The organism is Streptomyces sp. NPDC058051 (assembly GCF_042885475.1).
Lineage (GTDB): Bacteria > Actinomycetota > Actinomycetes > Streptomycetales > Streptomycetaceae > Streptomyces.
In genome coordinates this window covers 146,811-166,228 of sequence record NZ_JBHVRW010000002.1, presented here as the reverse complement: position 1 = coordinate 166,228, position 19,418 = coordinate 146,811, and the positions used below count along the sequence as shown (strand labels likewise).

18 protein-coding genes and 1 pseudogene are annotated in these 19,418 nt (G+C 68.8%); 4 read left to right on the top strand and 15 right to left on the bottom strand.

The window, feature by feature from the left end:
• Positions 1 to 87: 87 nt before the first annotated feature.
• From ACFVUT_RS04245 to ACFVUT_RS04230, 4 genes are all read right to left on the bottom strand, one after another.
• Positions 88 to 462 (bottom strand): FKBP-type peptidyl-prolyl cis-trans isomerase, encoded by a 375-nt coding sequence (locus ACFVUT_RS04245; protein WP_389646915.1) that lies wholly within the window; start codon positions 460 to 462, stop codon positions 88 to 90.
• Positions 463 to 505: 43 nt separating this feature from the next.
• Complete coding sequence (locus ACFVUT_RS04240; RefSeq protein ID WP_389646912.1) at positions 506 to 1,459, bottom strand: FKBP-type peptidyl-prolyl cis-trans isomerase; 954 nt, start codon at positions 1,457 to 1,459, stop codon at positions 506 to 508.
• Between the two features lie 127 nt (positions 1,460 to 1,586).
• A complete protein-coding gene (gene pafA, locus ACFVUT_RS04235) occupies positions 1,587 to 2,948 on the bottom strand; it encodes a Pup--protein ligase (RefSeq protein ID WP_389646910.1) in 1,362 nt (453 codons plus the stop codon).
• Positions 2,949 to 2,957: 9 nt separating this feature from the next.
• On the bottom strand, positions 2,958 to 4,217 hold the full coding sequence (locus ACFVUT_RS04230) for an MFS transporter (protein WP_389646906.1): 1,260 nt from the start codon (positions 4,215 to 4,217) through the stop codon (positions 2,958 to 2,960).
• Between the two features lie 133 nt (positions 4,218 to 4,350).
• Between ACFVUT_RS04230 and ACFVUT_RS04225 the strand changes: the two genes are divergently transcribed.
• A complete protein-coding gene (locus ACFVUT_RS04225) occupies positions 4,351 to 5,397 on the top strand; it encodes a LacI family DNA-binding transcriptional regulator (RefSeq protein ID WP_389646903.1) in 1,047 nt (348 codons plus the stop codon).
• 52 nt (positions 5,398 to 5,449) lie between these two features.
• Here ACFVUT_RS04225 and prcA read toward each other — a convergent pair whose 3' ends face one another.
• The 6 genes and pseudogenes from prcA to arc all read right to left on the bottom strand — a co-directional run bounded on the left by prcA (position 5,450) and on the right by arc (position 11,271).
• Positions 5,450 to 6,274, bottom strand: coding sequence for a proteasome subunit alpha (prcA, locus tag ACFVUT_RS04220; protein ID WP_389646901.1), 825 nt, complete (start codon positions 6,272 to 6,274; stop codon positions 5,450 to 5,452).
• Positions 6,275 to 6,332: 58 nt separating this feature from the next.
• Entirely contained in the window at positions 6,333 to 7,178 is an 846-nt protein-coding gene (gene prcB, locus ACFVUT_RS04215) for a proteasome subunit beta (protein ID WP_389646898.1), read from the bottom strand.
• Positions 7,130 to 7,319, bottom strand: a pseudogene (locus tag ACFVUT_RS04210) (endonuclease domain-containing protein); the annotation flags it as partial. The gene prcB and the pseudogene ACFVUT_RS04210, both read right to left, overlap by 49 nt.
• Positions 7,320 to 7,417: 98 nt before the next feature.
• A complete protein-coding gene (locus tag ACFVUT_RS04205) occupies positions 7,418 to 7,636 on the bottom strand; it encodes a ubiquitin-like protein Pup (protein ID WP_016325855.1) in 219 nt (72 codons plus the stop codon).
• A gap of 120 nt (positions 7,637 to 7,756) precedes the next feature.
• Positions 7,757 to 9,268, bottom strand: a complete 1,512-nt coding sequence (dop, locus tag ACFVUT_RS04200; RefSeq protein ID WP_389646895.1) for a depupylase/deamidase Dop — start codon at positions 9,266 to 9,268, stop codon at positions 7,757 to 7,759.
• A gap of 236 nt (positions 9,269 to 9,504) precedes the next feature.
• On the bottom strand, positions 9,505 to 11,271 hold the full coding sequence (arc, locus tag ACFVUT_RS04195) for a proteasome ATPase (RefSeq protein ID WP_389646892.1): 1,767 nt from the start codon (positions 11,269 to 11,271) through the stop codon (positions 9,505 to 9,507).
• A gap of 241 nt (positions 11,272 to 11,512) precedes the next feature.
• Here arc and ACFVUT_RS04190 point away from each other — a divergent pair, with 241 nt between their 5' ends.
• Positions 11,513 to 11,824: a ferredoxin gene (locus tag ACFVUT_RS04190; RefSeq protein WP_389646889.1), complete on the top strand. Its 312-nt coding sequence runs from the start codon at positions 11,513 to 11,515 to the stop codon at positions 11,822 to 11,824.
• Positions 11,825 to 11,865: 41 nt separating this feature from the next.
• Here ACFVUT_RS04190 and ACFVUT_RS04185 read toward each other — a convergent pair whose 3' ends face one another.
• From ACFVUT_RS04185 to ACFVUT_RS04175, 3 genes are all read right to left on the bottom strand, one after another.
• Positions 11,866 to 12,444, bottom strand: a complete 579-nt coding sequence (locus ACFVUT_RS04185; RefSeq protein ID WP_389646886.1) for a hypothetical protein — start codon at positions 12,442 to 12,444, stop codon at positions 11,866 to 11,868.
• Positions 12,445 to 12,671: 227 nt separating this feature from the next.
• Positions 12,672 to 13,577: a tRNA (adenine-N1)-methyltransferase gene (locus tag ACFVUT_RS04180; RefSeq protein WP_389655179.1), complete on the bottom strand. Its 906-nt coding sequence runs from the start codon at positions 13,575 to 13,577 to the stop codon at positions 12,672 to 12,674.
• A gap of 62 nt (positions 13,578 to 13,639) precedes the next feature.
• On the bottom strand, positions 13,640 to 14,890 hold the full coding sequence (locus ACFVUT_RS04175) for a site-2 protease family protein (RefSeq protein WP_389655187.1): 1,251 nt from the start codon (positions 14,888 to 14,890) through the stop codon (positions 13,640 to 13,642).
• A 170-nt stretch (positions 14,891 to 15,060) separates the two neighbouring features.
• On the opposite strand from ACFVUT_RS04175, the gene ACFVUT_RS04170 reads away from it, so the two are divergent.
• Both ACFVUT_RS04170 and ACFVUT_RS04165 read left to right on the top strand, forming a co-directional pair.
• Positions 15,061 to 15,906 (top strand): RecB family exonuclease, encoded by an 846-nt coding sequence (locus tag ACFVUT_RS04170; RefSeq protein ID WP_389655185.1) that lies wholly within the window; start codon positions 15,061 to 15,063, stop codon positions 15,904 to 15,906.
• Between the two features lie 9 nt (positions 15,907 to 15,915).
• Complete coding sequence (locus ACFVUT_RS04165) at positions 15,916 to 16,590, top strand: response regulator (protein ID WP_389655177.1); 675 nt, start codon at positions 15,916 to 15,918, stop codon at positions 16,588 to 16,590.
• 140 nt (positions 16,591 to 16,730) lie between these two features.
• Here ACFVUT_RS04165 and ACFVUT_RS04160 read toward each other — a convergent pair whose 3' ends face one another.
• Positions 16,731 to 18,332 (bottom strand): ABC transporter substrate-binding protein, encoded by a 1,602-nt coding sequence (locus ACFVUT_RS04160; RefSeq protein ID WP_389655175.1) that lies wholly within the window; start codon positions 18,330 to 18,332, stop codon positions 16,731 to 16,733.
• A 361-nt stretch (positions 18,333 to 18,693) separates the two neighbouring features.
• Positions 18,694 to 19,395: an HAD family hydrolase gene (locus ACFVUT_RS04155; RefSeq protein WP_389655173.1), complete on the bottom strand. Its 702-nt coding sequence runs from the start codon at positions 19,393 to 19,395 to the stop codon at positions 18,694 to 18,696.
• Positions 19,396 to 19,418 lie beyond the last annotated feature (23 nt).

Sequence of the window (19,418 nt, the reverse complement as noted above, 5' to 3'; positions counted from 1 at the left end):
ACCGTCGACCGTACCGCTAGGCGCTGTCCGGACAAAAGCGAGGGCCCGCGCCGTTCGGCACGGGCCCTCGCATCGCAAGGATGCGGATCAGACGGCGACCAGGTCGCAGACGAAGATCAGCGCCTCACCGGGGGCGATCCGGCCGCCACCGGCACCGCGGTCGCCGTAGGCGAGGTGCGCGGGAATGGTCAGCTGGCGACGGCCGCCGACCTTCATGCCCTGCACGCCCTTGTCCCAGCCGGAGATGACCTGCCCGATACCGAGCTGGAACTGCAGCGGGGCGCCGCGGTTCCAGGAGGCGTCGAACTCCTCGCCGGTGGAGAAGGCCACGCCCACGTAGTGGACGGACACGGTGTCGCCCGCCTTGGCCTCCTTGCCGTCGCCTTCCCAGATGTCCTTGATCTCCAGGTCGGCCGGCGGCTCGCCACCCGGGAAGTCGATCTCGGGCTTCTCGATGCTCACTGACTTGCTCCTCTTAATGATGAACTGGGCAACCGGGACAGTCTTACATCTTTGCCAGGAGGTCCACGGCGAAGACGAGCGTCGAGTTCGCGGGGATGGTCTGCTGGGCCTTGTCACCGAAACCCTGGTCCGGCGGGATGACGAGGAGCACGCGGCTGCCGATCTTCTTGCCGACCAGACCGTTCTTGAGGCCCTTCAGGGTGACCTGGGCCAGCGGGAAGGTCTGCGTCTTGCCCGTCGAGTAGGTGCTGTCGAAGGTCTTGCCGTCCTTCCACAGCAGAGCCACGTAGTTCACGACGACGCTGTCGGTGTCCTTCACGACAGCGCCCGTGGACTCCAGCACGTAGTTGGAGACCAGCTTCTTCGGCGGGTCGGTCTTGGTGGGGATGGTGACCTTGGGGGCCTTGCCGTCGGTGTTGGTGCCGACCTTCGGCAGGTCGATGTTGTCCTGGGCGACCGCGGTGCCCTTGGCGGTCGTCGGGATCTGCGTCGACTTGAGGACGTCGACGACGAAGACGAGCGTGGCGTTCGGCTTGATGTCGCCCTGGCCCTGCTCTCCGTAACCGAGATCCGGCGGGATGACCAGCTCGACCCGGCTGCCGACCTTCTGACCGACGAGGCCCTTGTCCCAGCCCTGGATGACCATGCCGGCGCCGAGGGTCAGATCGAACGGCTGCTTGCGGTCGAAGCTGTTGTCGAACGGCTTGTCGGAGTCCCAGGACTGGCCGAGATAGTTGACCTGGATCGCGTCGCCGTTCTTGAGCGTGGCACCGTCGCCCTGGCTGATGACCCTGGTCTTCAGCTCCTTGGGCGGGGTTCCCGTGCCCTTGGACAGGGTGGGCTTCTCGCCGAACTTCGCGCCGGCGGTGATCGCGGGGAACCCGTCCTCGGATGTGGCGGAAGCGGAAACGGATTCGGAGGCGGAGTTCTTTTCGTCACCGCAGGCCGCGGTCAGCAGCAACAGGGGGACGACGAGAAGGCCGGCAAGTCGGCGCACTGGTTCCTCAGATCTCAGACGGCACAGTTGGTTGAGTCCTCGACACTCTAGGGCGTACGCGGGGCCCCGTACGAGGAACGTACGGGGCCCGCGTCGCGTATGTGGCCGAGGTTGTCCTGTCGCCGCCTCACATACCCGCGATGAGCTTCTCCACTCGGTCGTCGACGGAACGGAACGGGTCCTTGCACAACACCGTGCGCTGCGCCTGGTCGTTGAGCTTGAGATGGACCCAGTCGACGGTGAAGTCCCGCCGCTGCTCCTGGGCCCTGCGGATGAAGTCGCCGCGCAGCCGCGCCCTGGTCGTCTGCGGGGGCACGGACTTGCCCTCGAAGATCCTCAGGTCGTTGCAGACACGGGCGGCCTGCCCCTTGCGCTCCAGCAGGTAGTACAGGCCGCGACGGCGGTGGATGTCGTGGTACGCGAGGTCTATCTGGGCGACCCGCGGATGCGACATGGTCATGTTGTGCTTGGCCCGGTACCGCTCGATGAGCTTGTACTTCATCACCCAGTCGATCTCGGTCTCGATCCGGTCGAGGTCCTCCGCCTCGATCGCGTCGAGCGTGCGGCCCCACAGTTCCAGGACCTGGGCGACGGTTCCGGTGCGGATGCCCCGGCGGTCGACGAAGTCGACGGCCTTCTCGTAGTACTCGCGCTGCACCTCGATGGCGGACGCCTCGCGGCCACTGGCCAGGCGCACCTTGCGCTGCCCCGTGGTGTCGTGACTGACCTCGCGGATCGCCCGGATCGGGTTCTCCAGCGTCAGGTCCCGCATCACGGTTCCCGCCTCGATCATGCGGAGCACCAGATCGGTCGCGCCGACCTTGAGCAGCATGGTCGTCTCGGACATGTTCGAGTCACCGACGATGACGTGGAGGCGGCGGTACCGCTCCGCGTCGGCGTGCGGTTCGTCACGCGTGTTGATGATCGGTCGGGAGCGCGTCGTGGCGGAACTGACGCCCTCCCAGATGTGCTCGGCACGCTGGCTGACGCAGTAGACGGCCCCGCGCGGCGTCTGCAGCACCTTGCCGGCACCGCAGATCAGTTGCCTCGTGACGAGGAAGGGAATGAGGATGTCCGCGAGCCGGGAGAATTCTCCGTGCCGCGCCACGAGATAGTTCTCGTGGCAGCCGTAGGAGTTTCCCGCCGAGTCGGTGTTGTTCTTGAAGAGATAGACGTCGCCCGCGATTCCCTCCTCGTGCAGGCGGCGTTCGGCGTCGACGAGCAGACCTTCCAGAATGCGCTCGCCTGCCTTGTCGTGGGTGACCAATTCGGTCAGGTTGTCGCATTCGGGGGTTGCATATTCCGGATGCGATCCCACGTCGAGGTAGAGGCGGGCACCGTTCCGCAGAAAGACATTGCTGCTGCGGCCCCATGACACAACACGGCGGAAGAGGTAGCGCGCCACTTCATCAGGAGACAGTCGGCGCTGTCCCCTGAACGTGCACGTGACGCCGTACTCGTTCTCCAGCCCGAAAATGCGGCGGTCCATGACTGAACATTACGCCTGATGGCCTGAGCTGAAACCGGGTTCGACAGCACCGTTTCGATCATTTTCCGATCCTTGTACAGCAACGGCCGTACGCCCGGGAACTGCGAGGACCCTTCCGGTGGCCAGCAGGACCAGCAGCGCCGCCACCCCACCGGCCCCCGCGACGGCGAAGCTCCACGCCGTGCCGCCCGCTTCGACGGCCGGGCCCGCCACGGCCGTTCCCGCCGCGGCGCCCACACCGAACGTCGTCACCAGCCAGGAGAACGCCTCGGTCACCGTGCCACGCGGAGCGTGCCGGTCGACCACGATGAACGAGCACGCGATCGCGGGCGCCAGGAAGACTCCGGCCACGGCCGCCAGAGCGGTCATGGCGACCACTCCGGGGGTCAGCGCCAGCGGCAGATAGCCCAGTGCCAGCAGTGCGACGATGACGCGCAGCCGGCGCTCCGGCGCCCCGGCCCACTGGCGCGCCCCGTACACCGCGCCGCCGACCAGCGCACCCAGCCCCAGCGCGGCCATCAGCCAGCCGTACACCGACTCCCGGCCGTGGTCGTCGGCGTACGCCACCCCGGCCACGGTGATCGACCCGAGCGCCAGCCCGACGAAGAAGAACGCTCCGAGCAGCGCCAGCAGCCCCGGCGAACGCAGCGCGCCCAGCCAGTGCGCCTCCCGGGGTGCGGAGCGCCAGGCACGGGAGGGCTCGGAGAGGACCACGCAGAGCGCCCCCAGGACGCCTATCCCGTTGATCACCAGCAGGGCGGCGGCGGGCGACCACAGCGAGACCAGCAGCGTCACCAGCAGCGGGCCCACGGTGAACATGACCTCCTGGGCGACGGCGTCCATCGCGTACGCCCGGTGCACCTGGTCCTCGCCGCCCAGGACGCTCGGCCACAGGGCGCGCAGACCGCCCTCCAGCGGCGGGGTGAAGAGGCCGGCCACCATCACCGCGCCGTAGGCCAGCGGCATCGTTCCCAGGCCCACCAGAGCGAGCAGGGCCATGCCCAGCGCCGACACGACGGCGGCCGGGAGCTGGACGCGCGGCTGGCCGTACAGGTCCACGGCGCGGCCCAGCAGCGGTTGCCCGGCGGCGTTGGACAGCCCGTACACGGCCGCGAGCACGCCGGCGAGGGTGTAGCTGCCGCCCTCGGCCCGGGTGAACAGCACGATGGCGATGTGGGCGGTGCCGCTCGGCAGCCGCCCCACGAGGGTGCCCACCAGCAGCCGCGCGGCATGCCGCGCCCGGAGGATGTCCAGATATGCCGCGGCCATGTCCCGCCCCATCTCCCTCGGGCGCTTTCCGGCACCCCGACGTTGTACGTATAACGTGGAGGCTCATACGTACCATGTGCGAGTCCGCAGGTCCACCTCACGGCGCCTGCCCCCGACCGGCCCGGAGGCCCGAGTGACCAGCGCACCACAGTCACACCCGGCCCCGGCCAGGCCCACCAGCCGCGACGTGGCGCGGGCCGCGGGTGTGTCGCAGGCCACCGTCTCCCTCGTGTTCGGCGGCAAATGGCGGGGCAGGGTCTCCGCGGCGACCGCCGAGCGGGTACGGCACGCCGCGCTCGGACTCGGCTACCAGCCCAATCTCGCCGCCCGCAGCCTCCGGCTCGGCCGCACCCGGACCGCGCTGCTGGTCGTCCCCGCACTCACCAGCGAGTTCTTCGCACGCGTCTACACCGGTGCCGCCGCGGTCGCCGCCGAGCACGGCCTCGGGGTCGTCCTCTACCCGTCCCCCGAGGGCACCGGGCCGGCCAGGGATCCCTTCGCCTCGGCCCGCGCCTCCCTCGACGGGGTGATCGCCTCCTCCATGGCCGCCGGCGCACTCGACGCGCTGCGAGAAGCCGGTCTGCCGCTGGTCATGCTGGACAGCGACCCGGCCGACACCGGTGTCGCCGCACGGGTCAACCTCGACATCGCCGACGGCATGCGGCAGGTCGCGCAGCATCTGCTCGCGCTCGGCCACCGCCGCTTCGTCCATCTCGCGTCGGCGGTCGACACCTGGACCTTCGCGGTCCGCGCCCGGGCTCTCCACGACGCGGTGGGCGCGGTGCCCGGCACCTCCGTACGGACGGTCGCCGCGGCGCTCGACGCACAGGCCGGCCGCGTGGCGGCGGAAGGGGCGCTCACCGCGACGGGTGCCCGGCCCACCGCCGTGGTCTGCGACGACGACGTCCTCGCCGCGGGCGCCTGCAAGGCCGCCCGCAGGCTGGGGCTCCGTGTCCCCGACGACGTCTCCGTCACCGGTTTCGACGATCTCGCCCTGGCCACGGCCGTCGAACCGGAGCTGACCACCGTGCGGCTGCCCGCCGAGCAGGTCGGTGAACGCGGTATGGACGCGCTCCTGGCGGTCCTGGACGGCCGCCCTGCCGAGCCCGGCAGTCTGCCCGTGCGTCTGGTGGTGCGCGGCTCCTCGGCGCCCCCGCCCGCGGACGATCCCCGCTCATGACGGCGCCCCGGCCCGCCGGGAAGGGCGGACCGGGGCACGGCGCAGCGGTGGACTACTCCACGTCGCCACCGGAGTCGGTGGAGTCGGTGGACTTGCTGACGTCCGTCGTGCTCGTGGGGGACTCGGTCCCCTCGTCGTCCTCGATGTCGGAGGGGGCGTCCGTCGGCGCGGAGCCGCCGTCCGCCTCCAGCAGCCGCGCCAGCTGCCGGCCGACGATCCGCTTGAACTTGCGCTGCTGCGGCCGCGTACGGTCCAGGACCGCGACCTCCAGCCGCTCCGCGGGGATCTCCCGCTCGCTGCCGTTGGGATCGCGGGAGAGCGCCTGCACCGCCAGCTTGAGCGCCTCGGCGAGGGTCATGCCGTCGCGGTGGCGCTGGTCCAGGAAGGTGCTGATCTGCTCGGCGTTCCCGCCGACCGCGACCGAGCCGTGCTCGTCGACGATCGATCCGTCGTGCGGCAGCCGGTAGATCTGGTCGCCCTCCGGCTCGACGCCGACCTCGGCGACCACGAGTTCCACCTCGTACGGCTTCTCGGCCGCGCTGGAGAAGATGGTGCCCAGCGTCTGCGCGTAGACGTTGGCCAGCCCACGAGCCGTCACATCGTCACGGTCGTAGGTGTATCCGCGCAGATCGGCGTAGCGCACACCGCCGATCCGGAGGTTCTCGTACTCGTTGTACTTACCGGCGGCGGCGAATCCGATCCGGTCGTAGATCTCGCTGAACTTGTGCAGCGCGCGGGACGGGTTCTCGCCGACGAACACAATGCCGTCGGCGTACTGCAGCACGACAAGGCTGCGACCACGGGCGATGCCCTTCCGGGCGTATTCCGCCCGGTCGGCCATGGCCTGCTGGGGTGAGACATAGAACGGCGTCGACACCGGTTATCCGTCCCTTTCTGTCAGTGACGAGAGCATCGAAGAAGCAGCGGAACGGGGGTCAGAGCAGCGCGGCGCGCGGGCCGTCGGGCTGTTCCAGCCGGCGTTCCAGAATCGAGCGGGCGATCTCGGAGGATTCCGCCTCGGTCAGCTTCCGGAAGCCCTCGTCGGTGATGACGGTGACGATCGGGTAGATCCGCCGGGCCACGTCGGGACCGCCGGTCGCCGAGTCGTCGTCGGCGGCGTCGTACAGCGCCTGCACGACCAGGGTGAGGGCCTGCTGCTCCGTCAGATCGTCGCGGTAGAGCTTCTTCATCGAACCGCGGGCGAAGATCGATCCGGAGCCGGTGGCCGCGTATCCGAGCTCCTCGGAACGGCCGCCGGTGACGTCGTACGAGAAGATCCGGCCCCGCTCGCGGTCCACGTCGAAGCCGGCGAAGAGCGGGACGACGGCGAGGCCCTGCATGGCCATCGCCAGATTGCTGCGGATCATCGTGGAGAGGCGGTTCGCCTTGCCCTCCAGGGAGAGCTGGGCGCCCTCGACCTTCTCGAAGTGCTCCAGCTCCAACTGGAAGAGCTTGACCATCTCCACGGCCAGCCCGGCCGTGCCGGCGATGCCCACCGCCGAGTACTCGTCGGCCGGGAACACCTTCTCGATGTCGCGCTGCGCGATCATGTTGCCCATGGTCGCCCGCCGGTCGCCGGCCAGGACCACGCCGCCGGGGAACGTGGCCGCGACGATGGTCGTCCCGTGCGGCGCCTCGATGGTCCCCTGCATCGGCGGCAGGCTCCGGTTGCCCGGGAGCATCTCGGGAGCGTGGCCGGACAGGAAATCCATGAACGAAGAGGACCCCGGCGTCAGGAAGGCAGCTGGTAGACGCCCGGTGCTACGAGTGTTGGCTTCCACGCGTTTCCCTCCAGGTATGCGACGGCCCTGAGCTGGGTGTCAGGATCGTCTCCCGACGCGCCGCCGGCCGAACTGCAGTCGATGCGTTACGCCACGGACCCTACCCGCCCCGTGGCGGTGATCCACATGAACTGCGGGGGCGGCTGCACCGCCTGCGGTGCCGCCTGTGGCCGCGCGGTACGGGCCGAGTGCCCGTACCGCGCGTACCTGCCCACTCCCCCGTTGTTCACATGTGTGAACTACTGCCCACCCTTTTGAACGAAGGAACGCACGAAGTCCTCCGCGTTCTCTTCGAGTACGTCATCGATCTCGTCCAGAACCGAGTCGACATCGTCGCTCAGCTTCTCCTGGCGCTCCTTGAGGTCCTCGGACGCCTGCGCGTCCTGCGCCTGCTCCTCGACCTCCTCCGTGGAGCGCGTCGCCTTCTGCTGTCCGCCGCCGGTGTCCTTGGTCGCCATATAGCTCACCCCGCTCGGTTCGAAGCACTTGATCAGACCCTACCCACGGGGTCCGACATTGGCCCGGTAGTTGTCTCAACGTCCGGGGGTCATCTCGATGTTTCCCCGATCACGGCCCTTTCAGCCGCCCGACAGCAGCTGGACCAGCTCTTCCGCCGTGCGGCACCGGTCCAGGAGCTCCTTGACGTGATCGCGGGTGCCGCGAAGCGGCTCCAGGGTGGGTACCCGTTGCAGCGAGTCATGACCCGGCAGGTCGAAGATGACCGAGTCCCAGGAGGCCGCGGCCACGTCGTCCGCGTACTGCTCCAGGCAGCGCCCGCGGAAATAGGCCCTGGTGTCCTCCGGAGGCCCCGTACGGGCCTTCTCGACCGCGTCCTCGTCCAGCAGGCGCTTCATCTTCCCGCGGGCCGCCAGACGGTTGTAGAGGCCCTTCTCGGCCCGCACATCGGCGTACTGGAGATCCACGAGGTGGAGCCGGGGCGCATCCCAGTCGAGGCTGTCGCGGCGGCGGTAGCCCTCCATGAGCTCCCGCTTGGCGATCCAGTCGAGCTCCCCGGACAGGCTCATCGGATCGTTCTCCAGCCGGTTGAGGGTGTCCTCCCAGCGGATCAGGACGTCCTTGGTCTGCTCGTCCGCGTCCGCCCCGTACCGCTCCTCGACGTACTTGCGGCCCAGCTCGAAGTACTCCATCTGGAGCTGTACCGCGGTGAGCGTACGACCGCTGCGCAGCGTGACCTGATACTTCAGCGTCGGATCGTGGGAGACGTGGTGCAGGGTGCGTACCGGCTGGTCGACCGCCAGATCGACGTTGATGAAGCCGTCCTCGATCATGGAGAGGACCAGAGCGGTGGTACCGAGCTTGAGATAGGTGGAGATCTCCGAAAGGTTCGCGTCACCGATGATCACATGGAGCCGACGGTACTTCTCGGCGTCGGAGTGGGGTTCGTCCCGGGTGTTGATGATGGGGCGCTTGAGAGTGGTCTCCAGCCCGACCTCGACCTCGAAGTAATCGGCGCGCTGACTGATCTGGAACCCGTGCTCGTGGCCGTCCTGGCCGATTCCCACCCGCCCCGCCCCCGTGACCACCTGGCGGGAGACGAAGAACGGCGTCAGATGGCGCACGATGTCGGAGAACGGGGTTTCCCGCTTCATCAGGTAGTTCTCGTGCGTGCCGTACGAGGCGCCCTTGTTGTCGGTGTTGTTCTTGTAGAGGTGGATCGGCTGGGCGCCGGGAAGCTGGGCCGCTCGTTCGGCCGCTTCGGCCATGATGCGCTCGCCGGCCTTGTCCCAGAGGACCGCGTCCCGCGGATTGGTGACCTCCGGGGAGCTGTACTCCGGGTGAGCGTGGTCGACGTAGAGCCGGGCCCCGTTGGTGAGGATGACATTGGCAAGACCGATGTCCTCGTCGGTGAGCTGGCTGGAGTCCGCGGTCTCGCGGGCGAGGTCGAAGCCTCGCGCGTCCCGCAGCGGGTTCTCCTCCTCGAAGTCCCAGCGGGCGCGGCGCGCCCGGTGCATCGCCGCTGCGTAGGCGTTGACGATCTGGGACGAGGTGAGCATGGCATTGGCGTTGGGGTGGCCGGGGACGGAGATCCCGTACTCCGTCTCGATGCCCATTACTCGCCGTACGGTCATGCGGCCCTCCTTGCCCGGCGGCGCTCCCTTGAGGGGGCGGCGCTCAAGTACCGCTGCTTGTCCGATGCGTGTGCGGTGCCCGTCCCCGCACTGCGCGACCGGGCGGTACGCACGAGCCTAGAGCGACTCTGCGCTGGTGGGGAGATCAAATACGTCATTGCTGCGGTGTCGCGCGAGCTGTCCGGAAAGCAACCGGCTGCGGACACCCGACCGGGCGTCCGCAGCCGGTCCGCGTTCTACAGGTACTGCCCGGTATTCGCCACCGTGTCGATGGACCGGCCGGTGTCCGCGCCCTGCTTTCCGGTGACGAGCGTACGGATGAAGACGATCCGCTCGCCCTTCTTGCCGGAGATCCTGGCCCAGTCGTCCGGGTTCGTGGTGTTCGGCAGGTCCTCGTTCTCCTTGAACTCGTCCACGCATGCCTGGAGGAGATGGGAGACGCGAAGGCCTTTCTGGCCCTGGTCGAGGAATGCCTTGATGGCCATCTTCTTGGCCCGGTCGACGATGTTCTGGATCATCGCGCCGGAGTTGAAGTCCTTGAAGTAAAGGACTTCCTTGTCGCCGTTGGCGTACGTGACCTCGAGGAAGCGGTTCTCCTCGGACTCGGTGTACATCCGCTCGACGACCGACTGGATCATGGCGTGCGCGGCGGCCTCCTTGGAGCCGGTGTGCTCCGAGAGGTCGTCCGCGTGCAGGGGCAGCGACGGCGTGAGGTACTTCGCGAAGATGTCCTTCGCGGCCTCTGCGTCGGGGCGCTCGATCTTGATCTTCACGTCGAGGCGGCCGGGGCGCAGGATCGCGGGGTCGATCATGTCCTCGCGGTTGGAGGCGCCGATGACGATGACGTTCTCCAGGCCCTCGACGCCGTCGATCTCGGCGAGCAGCTGGGGGACGATGGTGTTCTCCACGTCCGAGCTGACCCCGGATCCGCGGGTACGGAAGAGAGACTCCATCTCGTCGAAGAAGACGATGACGGGCGTGCCCTCGCTCGCCTTCTCGCGGGCACGCTGGAAGACCAGGCGGATGTGCCGCTCGGTCTCGCCGACGTACTTGTTGAGGAGTTCCGGGCCCTTGATATTGAGGAAGTAGCTCTTTCCCGCGGGCTGTCCGGTGACTTCGGCGACCTTCTTGGCAAGGGAGTTGGCCACTGCCTTGGCAATGAGTGTCTTGCCGCACCCGGGCGGGCCGTAGAGCAGGATGCCCTTCGGCGGCCGCAGTTCGTGTTCCTTGAAGAGGTCGGGGTGGAGGTAGGGGAGCTCGACCGCGTCCCGGATCAGCTCGATCTGGTCGCCCAGGCCGCCGATCTTGTCGTAGTCGATGTCCGGCACTTCCTCCAGGACGAGCTCTTCGACCTCGCTCTTGGGAACTACTTCGTAGACGTAGCCCGACCTGGGTTCGAGCAGCAGGGCGTCGCCGGGGCGGATGGTGATGTCCAGCAGCGGCTCGGCGAGCCTTACCACCCGTTCCTCGTCGGTGTGCCCGATGACCAGGGCCCGCTCGCCGTCCTCAAGGATTTCCTTGAGGGTGACAATGTCCCCGGCCCGCTCGAATTCCATGGCGTCGACCACGTTGAGCGCTTCGTTGAGCATGACTTCCTGGCCGCGCCGGAGGTCGTCGAGCTCGACACCGGGGCTGACATTCACCCGGAGCTTGCGGCCCCCGGTGAAGATGTCACAAGTGCCGTCCTCATTGCCCTGCAAGAACACGCCGAAACCGGCCGGCGGCTGTGCGAGCCGGTCGACTTCTTCCTTGAGGGCCACAATCTGGTCGCGGGCCTCGCGGAGTGTGTTGGCGAGCCGCTCATTCTGCGCGGACACGCCCGCCAGGTTGGTCTGCAACTCGACGATCCGCTCTTCGAGAATCCTCGTATGACGCGGAGAGTCGGCGAGCTTACGTCGCAGGACGGCGATTTCCTGCTCGAGATAGGCGACCTGGCCGGCTGGGTCTTCGGACCCCCGCCCGGGCCGGATGCCGCGGTTGATGTCGTCGTCGTGGGCTGCCACGGTCCTCACCTCCTCCAAGGGGAGCTGGACGCTTCCTGACCCTACCTGGGTGGGTGAAGATTGAAACCCCTAGATCACAAAGACTGCGGGGCGTGTCCGATCTTCACCCTTGCGTTCCCCCTCGTGACAGGGGAATACCCACCCTTCAACATCGGAAAGCGGCCGGTTGTATCGTCGAACCGATCAACAGCCGTCAGGGCTGGCCACTTTTGGTTCGGATACACAGGGAACGGCAGGAGAAATGACCGTGCAGCAGGACGCTCCCACCGGCGGCGACGCACAGGATCTGGAGGTCTGGATCGACCAGGACCTCTGCACGGGGGACGGTATCTGCGTGCAGTACGCGCCCGAGGTGTTCGAGCTGGACATCGACGGTCTGGCCTATGTGAAGAGCGACGACGACGAACTGCTGCAGGACAGGGGCGCGACGACGCCGGTACCGCTGCCACTGCTCCAGGATGTGGTCGATTCGGCCAAGGAGTGCCCCGGCGATTGCATTCATGTACGCCGTGTTGCGGACAGGGTCGAGGTCTACGGTCCCGAGGCCGTCTGATCCGGCGGTTCCGGACGGCGGCCATGACGCGCGGTGACCGCTCAGGCGCTGCTCGGGGCGTCCTGGGTGGTGCGGACGAACGCGCCGCCCCGCCACTGCCAGGTGACCTTCTCCTGCTGGTCCGGGCAGCAGCGCGGCACTGAGGCCGAGGAGTAGCCGAGCAGTGTGGCGGAGATGGTGCCCGAGCGCACCGTGAAATCGGCGACGCTCATCTTCTGGGCGGGGTCCACCAGGGTCGCCACGATCCTGGGTGCGGCCCCGCTTCCTTGCGTCAGCACGTAGACGCCACTGGGCGGGGTGCCGGATCCGGCGGCGCAGTGGACCACGGCGACGGTCTCGGGACGGCCGTCGCCGTCGAGGTCGCCGGGGGCCTGTTCGGCCACGGTGTTCCCGAGCCCGCCGCATTCCAGGGGGAAGGCCACCCGCTCCGGATCGGGTGCGGCGACCGGCGCGGTGCCGTGCTGTGCCGTGGTGCGGTGAGGGGGCGAGGCGGAGGCCGAGGGGTTCGACTGGAGCATTCCGGCGACTGCGACGACAGCGGCCATGGCGGTTGCCGTGCCGAGCCAGTGCATCGGCGTGGTGGCGGTGTGCGCGAGGTCCGGGAGCTCGGAGGTCTGCACGCGGGATGTCTCCTGTGGTTCCTGTGGTCCGAGGATGCCTGGGTGAGTGTCGCCGGTGGAATGTCAGCGGCTGCGCGGGGTGGCCAGCATCGTGCCACACCTCCCGGGCCGGCGGAACGGTGGGGGTGGGCAGCGCAGGCGCCACCCCCACGGCAACGAGAGGGCGCCGCCGCCGAGTTCCCGGGTCGGTCCGGGAACTCGGCGGCGGCGCCGGTACGTTGCGCGGCTCAGCCGCGGGAGGAGCCGCTCTGGCTGCCGGGACCGTCGTAGTCCTCGCCATAGGCGCCCTTGGCGGGGCGGCGGCGGCGCAGCGGGGCCTCCACACCGTCGGCCAGGCGGCGGGCCGTGACGAGGAAGCCGGTGTGGCCGATCATACGGTGGTCCGGGCGGACGGCCAGGCCCTCGACGTGCCAGTTGCGGATCATCGATTCCCAGGGCTGCGGTTCGGCGAAGCTGCCCATCTCGCGGATGGACTCGACGGTCCGCGCGAGCTGGGTGGTGGTCGCGACGTAGGCGCAGAGGATGCCACCGGGGACGAGTGCCTTGGAGACGGCCTCCAGGCACTCCCAGGGGGCGAGCATGTCGAGGACGACACGGTCGACGTCGGTGTCCGAGAGGTTGTCCTGGAGGTCGCCGACGGTGAGCTGCCAGGCGGGGTGCGGTTCACCGAAGTAGCGTTCCACGTTCTGCCGGGCGATCTCGGCGAAGTCCTCGCGGCGCTCGTAGGAGTGCAGCATGCCCTGGTCCCCGATGGCGCGCAGCAGGAAGGTGGAGAGCGAGCCGGAGCCGACGCCGGCTTCCACGACGCGGGCGCCGGGGAAGATGTCGGCGAAGGCCAGGATCTGCCCCGCGTCCTTGGGGTAGACCACGGCGGCGCCGCGGGGCATGGACAGGACGTAGTCGGGGAGCAGGGGGCGCAGCGCGAGGTAGGCGACGTTTCCCGTGGTACGGACAACACTGCCCTCGGGGGCACCGATCAGCTCGTCGTGCGGGAAAGAACCCTTGTGGGTGTGGAAGTTCTTTCCGGCTTCGAGCGTGAAGGTGTAGTGGCGTCCCTTGGGATCGGTGAGCTGGACCTGGTCCCCGACCTTGAAGGGCCCGCGTCGGCGGGCGGCACCGGTCGGTTCAGACATGTGACCAGCGTACCGGTGTTTCCCCGCGCTCCGATCGCGAGCCCGGGCGGCTGCCGGGGGGGTCAGGCGGCCGGCCTGGCCAGAGCTGCGACGAATGCCCGTTCGACATCGGTGGTGGACAGTACGCCGTAGATCTCGCCGGTCTCCTCAAGGACGAGGTATTCGGTGGCGGGGTTGGTCTTGAGCCTGTCCAGGAGTGCTTCGCCGGCCAGCTCGGCGGAGATCTTCATGCCCTCGGTGAGGTCCTGGGCGAGGCCGCTGACGGCGACCCAGGGGCGGCGGTGTTCGGGTACGGAGACGATGGCCGTCTCGCGGACGATGCCCCGGGGTTCGCCGAGTCCGTCGACGACGACGAGGGCGCGGGCGCCCGCCTCGTTGGCGCGGCGCAGGGCCTCGGAGAGCGGGGTGGCGGCCTCCACCGGGACGGCCCGCCGGGTGAGGGTGCGGGCGCGCAGTTCGGGGAGGTGTTCGCGCAGCCGGGCCATGCGCAGGCTGTTGCCCGCGCCGGTCCAGATGATGGCCGCGAGGATGGCGGCGAGCAGCGCGTCGGTGACGGTGTCCAGGCCGCTCAGGGACTGGGGGTCGTTCCCGAGGGAGCCGGTGTGGGTGAGCAGCGGGAGGCCGATGAGGGTGACGACGGCGAGTGCGCGGCCGACCCAGGCGGCGGCGACGGTGCCGCTCATCGGCCGCCCGGTGATCTTCCAGACGACGGCGCGGAGCATCCGTCCGCCGTCGAGCGGGAGGCCGGGGAGGAGGTTGAAGGCGGCCACCAGGAGGTTGGAGATCATCAGTCCGGCGAGGAGGACGCCGGGCACCGTGCCGGGCTCGACGAGCGTCATCCCCGCATAGAAGACTCCGGCGAGCACCAGGGAGAGCAGGGGGCCGACGAAGGCGAGGAGAAACTCCTGGCCGGGGGTCTCGGACTCCTTCTCGATCTCGGAGACGCCGCCGAAGAACTGGAGCTGGATGCGGCGCACCGGCAGTTTGAAGCGCAGCGCGACGACCGTGTGGGCGAGTTCGTGGACGAGTACAGAGGCATAGAAGGCGATCGCGAAGAAGAGGGAGACCAGATAGCGGGCCGCGCCGAGCTCGGGCAGGACCCGTTCGAGCTGGCCTCCGAAGACCCAGGTGATCAGTGCGGCCACGAGGAACCAGCTGGGCGCGACGTACACGGGCACGCCGAAGGGACGGCCCATGAGCAGGCCGCCACCGGGCTCGTCGGGGCGTCGCGGCTCTCCCTTGTCGGGGCCGGTGCCGGGGGCCGTTCCCCCCGCGCCTGGCTGCGGCCGCCCGCTGTCGCCGCTCTCGTCCACGGGGTCCCTTCGGTCGGTGCCGTACGGCAGGATCATGCAGTGTTCGAGGGTGTGGGGTCGATGGTATGCGCCCGCTGTCAGTGGCGGGCCGTAGGGTCTGCGACATGACCTCCCTGCAGCGGCCTCCTCAGCCGCCTTCGTCCCTGTCGCCGTCGCGGGCGAGCGATTTCATGCAGTGCCCTCTGCTGTACCGCTTCCGGGTCATCGACAAACTGCCGGAGAAGCCCAGCGAGGCGGCTACCCGGGGCACTCTGGTGCATGCCGTGCTGGAGCGGCTCTTCGACAACCCGGCGGTGGAGCGCACGGCCGGCCGGGCCACCGCGCTGATTCCCGGCCAGTGGGACCGCCTGCTGGAGTCGAAGCCGGAGCTTTCGGAGCTGTTCGCGGAGGATGCGGAGGGCGAGCGGCTGGGGCGTTGGCTCTCGGAGGCGGAGAGCCTGGTGGAGCGGTGGTTCTCGCTGGAGGATCCGACGCGTCTGGAGCCCGCCGAGCGGGAGCTGTTCGTCGAGACGGAGCTGGAGTCGGGGCTGCGGCTGCGTGGGGTGATCGACCGTATCGACGTGGCGCCGACCGGTGAGGTCCGGATCGTCGACTACAAGACGGGGAAGGCACCGCGCCCGGAGTACGCGGAGGGCGCGCTCTTCCAGATGAAGTTCTACGCCCTGGTGATCTGGCGGCTGAAGGGCGTGGTGCCGCGCCGGCTCCAGCTCGTCTACCTCGGCAGCGGCGACATCATGACGTACGACCCGGTGGTGGCGGATCTGGAACGCGTCGAGCGCAAGCTGCTGGCGCTCTGGGACGCGATCCGGCGGGCGACGGAGACGGGCGAGTGGCGGCCCCGTCCGACGAAGCTCTGCGGCTGGTGCGACCACCAGTCGGTCTGTCCCGAATTCGGGGGCACACCCCCGGTATATCCATTGCCTGTACGCCCGGCGGACGCGGAGCAGAATGCCCAGGGCAGAATGGAGCCGGTCCGCGCTGAGGCCGGCCGGCCTGTGGCCCTCGAAGGACCTTAAGGAGACCCTGTGGCTATCCGCGTCCTACTGGTCGACGACCAACCGCTGCTGCGTACCGGCTTCCGGATGATCCTTGAGGCGGAGGGGGATCTCGCGGTGGTGGGCGAGGCCGGTGACGGTCTCCAGGCTCTCGACCAGGTGCGGGCGCTGCAGCCCGATGTGGTGCTGATGGACATCCGTATGCCGCGGATGGACGGCGTCGAGGCGACGCGTCAGATCACCGGTCCCGGCCGGGACGGCCCCGCGAAGGTCCTCGTGCTGACCACGTTCGATCTCGACGAGTACGTGGTGGAGGCGCTGCGCGCCGGCGCCAGCGGCTTCCTGCTGAAGGACGCTCCGGCCCATGAGCTGGTGCAGGCCATCCGGGTGGTCGCGGCGGGCGAGGCCATGCTCGCCCCGAGCATCACCCGCAGGCTGCTCGACAAGTACGCGGACCACCTGCCGTCCGGCGAGGAGCCGGTGCCGGACATCCTGCACACGCTGACGGACCGTGAGGTCGAGGTGCTGAAGCTGGTGGCGCGCGGCCTGTCGAACGCGGAGATCGCCGCGGACCTGTTCGTCAGCGAGACGACGGTCAAGACGCATGTCGGTCATGTGCTGACCAAGCTCGGTCTGCGCGACCGGGTACAGGCTGCCGTGTACGCCTACGAGAGCGGCCTGGTGCGCCCCGGAGCCCAGCAGTGAGCGGCCCGCGGCGCCCGGTGAGCGGACCGGTGGAGCCCGGCGCCCGGTGAGCGGTTCGGCGGGAATCGGCCTCGCAGCCGGCGCCCGGTCGGGGGCACCGCCCGCTCAGGCCCTTGCCCGGCCGGGGACGCCGCCCTTGCTCACCTCTTCGCGCCGCCCAGCTCCCAGAGCCGGAGATCCGCGGAGGAGTTGACCGCCCACTCGACACCGGTCAGTTCCTCGCGGGAGGCGACGTACTGCTTGCCCTGCCAGATCGGCAGTACGGGAACGTCGGCGGCGACGGTCTCCTGGATCTGCTGGAAGGTCCTGGCCGTGGCGGTGCGGTCGGTCTCGCGGCGGGACTGCGGGATGAGCGTCTTCTGGATCAGGGCCGACGTGTAGGGCGAGTGGAGGAAGTTGTCCTTGTCGAGGAACGGCGCCGTGTAGTTGTCGGGGTCAGGGAAGTCGGGAACCCAGTTGACGCCGTGGACGGCGTAGTCGCCTCGCACCTGGGCGGCACGGTACTTCTCCCACGTGGTGCCCTTGATGGAGACATCGAACAGTCCGGTGTCGTTGAACTGCTTCCTCAGGGTCTCGAACTCGGTCGCGGTGTCGGCGCCGTAGCGGTCGGTCGTGTAGTGCAGGGTGAGTTTCACCGGTGTGCGGACGTGCGCGGCGCGCAGGATCGCCGCCGCCTTCGTGGTGCTGGGCTCGCCGTACTTGTTGTAGAACGCGTTGGTGTGCGCGGTGACACCGGGCGGGATCAGCGAGTACAGCGGCTCGACGGTGTTGCCGTACACCTCGCTCGCGATCTCGCCGCGGTCGACGACCTGGGCCAGGGCCTGGCGGACGGCCTTGTTCTTCACGGCCGGGTCGCTGGTGTCGAAAGCGAGACAGCTGATCGCCAGGCCGGGCATCTCGATGAGTTTGGTGTCTTTTTCGGGTTTTTCGAGCAGGTGCCGGGACTGCTCGGGCGACATGGCGCGGGTCATCATGCCGATCTTCCGGTCGTCGAAGGCCTTTCCCATGGCCTGCGCGTCGGGGAAGAGATCCAGCTCGACCTCGTCGTTCCGTACCTTCAGATCACCCTTGTAGCGGGGGTTCTTGGTGAAGAGGATCTTGACGATCCGCTGGTGCTCGACTTCCGGTTTCATGATGTACGGGCCCGAGCCGTCGACCTGGAATCCGGCTCGCGCGGAGTTCGCCGCGTATCTGCTCCGCGACACGATCCCGGCGGCCGGGGTGGCGAGCTTGTAGGGGAACGTGGCGTCCGGCGTACGGAGGTGGAAGATGACCTCGCGGTCTCCCAGGGTCTCGATCGTGTCGATGCCGGCGAGCAGTTCGACGGGGCCTCCGGCGGCGTCGATGCGGATGACGCGCTCGATGGAGTACTTCACGTCGTCGGCGGTGATGGCGCGGCCGTCGGCGAACGTCAGACCGCTGCGCAGCGTGCAGCGGTAGCTCTCGTTCTGCGTGTCCGTGAAGCGGCAGTTCTCCGCGGCTTCGGGGACCGGTTCGCCGCCGCCGCGCGGCACATGCACCAGGGTTTGCACGGTCTGCCGCAGCACGTTCCAGACGCCGGACTCGTAGCCGACGGCGGGGTCGAGCGGCGCGGGGTTGGCCTGGGAGGCGACGAACCGGTCCGTGGTGCCGACAACGACGGGGGTCTCGCCCCGGCCCTCGTCGTTCGTCGTGCCGCAGGCGGCGAGTACGGGTGCGAGCAGGCCGACGACGACCGGCAGCACCGGAGTCTTGCGGTTCATCCTGGGCGCTCCCCCTCATCCGTGCGTGGAGAGAGCGACATTAGTGGGCGCCGCGGCCCATGCCGGAACGGAGGGGCCCCGACGCGTAATCGAGCGGCGCGGGGGAATAGCGGTGACGCCTATTCTCCGGCCAGGAAGGTTTCGTGCAAGAAATCAGCAATCGGGACACTTCGACGCACCAAAACGGACAGCGGAATGATCTTGAGAATCCTTCGGAGGTCATTCACGTGATAAAGCTCACGCCGAACCTTTCCCTTTCCTGTCGCGTGGCCGCCCCGCACACACACGCGTACGACAGAAAACGCACGGTCCACCGCCGAGAGTTTTTCGATTCATTCACAGAAACACTCCCGGCGCGAGATCACTGCATTCCCGTGACCAGCCCCCGGAGAAATGCGAGATCGACTTCTTCGAGCGAACCGACGACCACCCGGCCGGACGCGGGGGCGATCGGCGCGACGGACGGTACGGCGACCACCCGGCAGCCCGCGGCCTCCGCCGCCGCGACGCCCGTCGCGGTGTCCTCGATGACCGCGCAGCGCTCGGGTGCCGCCCCGAAGCCCGATGCGGCGGTGAGGTAGGGCTCCGGGTGCGGCTTGGTACGGGTGACCTCGTCGCCCGCGACGGTCAGGGAGAAGTGGTGGTGCCCCACGGAGTCCAGGACCCGGTCGATGATCCGCCGGTGCGAGGCGGAGACCAGGGCGGTGGGAACCTCGTGCCTGGCCAGCTCCGTCAGCAGCCGTGCCGCGCCCGGCATCAGCGGCACACCGCGCCCGATGCGTCTCTCGAAGCGGTCGTTGAGCAGCACGGTGAGTTCCGCGAGGGTGATGTCCGCGCCGGTGACCTCCATCAGGTAGCCGGCGCTGCGGGTCATCGGCCCGCCGACCACCACGTCCCGCCAGGCCACGTCGAGCTGGTGTCCGAGCTCGGCGAAGACCTCCACCTCCGCGTCCCACCAGAAGCCCTCGGTGTCGACGAGGGTGCCGTCCATGTCGAGCAGGACGGCCTGCAGCGCGGCACCTTCGGCCGTGCGGGTCAGGGACGCGGGAACCGTGCTGGTCATCCGGCACACCTTCCATGGGGGAC

What these genes read in the sequence shown, in the direction of transcription:
- ACFVUT_RS04170 (WP_389655185.1), top strand. Translation starts at nt 15,061, where the DNA reads ATGCAGTGCCCTCTGCTGTACCGCTTCCGGGTCATCGACAAACTGCCG.
- ACFVUT_RS04155 (WP_389655173.1), bottom strand. Translation starts at nt 19,395, where the DNA reads ATGACCAGCACGGTTCCCGCGTCCCTGACCCGCACGGCCGAAGGTGCC.
- pafA (WP_389646910.1), bottom strand. Translation starts at nt 2,948, where the DNA reads ATGGACCGCCGCATTTTCGGGCTGGAGAACGAGTACGGCGTCACGTGC.
- ACFVUT_RS04160 (WP_389655175.1), bottom strand. Translation starts at nt 18,332, where the DNA reads ATGAACCGCAAGACTCCGGTGCTGCCGGTCGTCGTCGGCCTGCTCGCA.
- ACFVUT_RS04190 (WP_389646889.1), top strand. Translation starts at nt 11,513, where the DNA reads ATGACCGTGCAGCAGGACGCTCCCACCGGCGGCGACGCACAGGATCTG.
- ACFVUT_RS04205 (WP_016325855.1), bottom strand. Translation starts at nt 7,636, where the DNA reads ATGGCGACCAAGGACACCGGCGGCGGACAGCAGAAGGCGACGCGCTCC.
- ACFVUT_RS04180 (WP_389655179.1), bottom strand. Translation starts at nt 13,577, where the DNA reads ATGTCTGAACCGACCGGTGCCGCCCGCCGACGCGGGCCCTTCAAGGTC.
- ACFVUT_RS04230 (WP_389646906.1), bottom strand. Translation starts at nt 4,217, where the DNA reads ATGGCCGCGGCATATCTGGACATCCTCCGGGCGCGGCATGCCGCGCGG.
- dop (WP_389646895.1), bottom strand. Translation starts at nt 9,268, where the DNA reads ATGACCGTACGGCGAGTAATGGGCATCGAGACGGAGTACGGGATCTCC.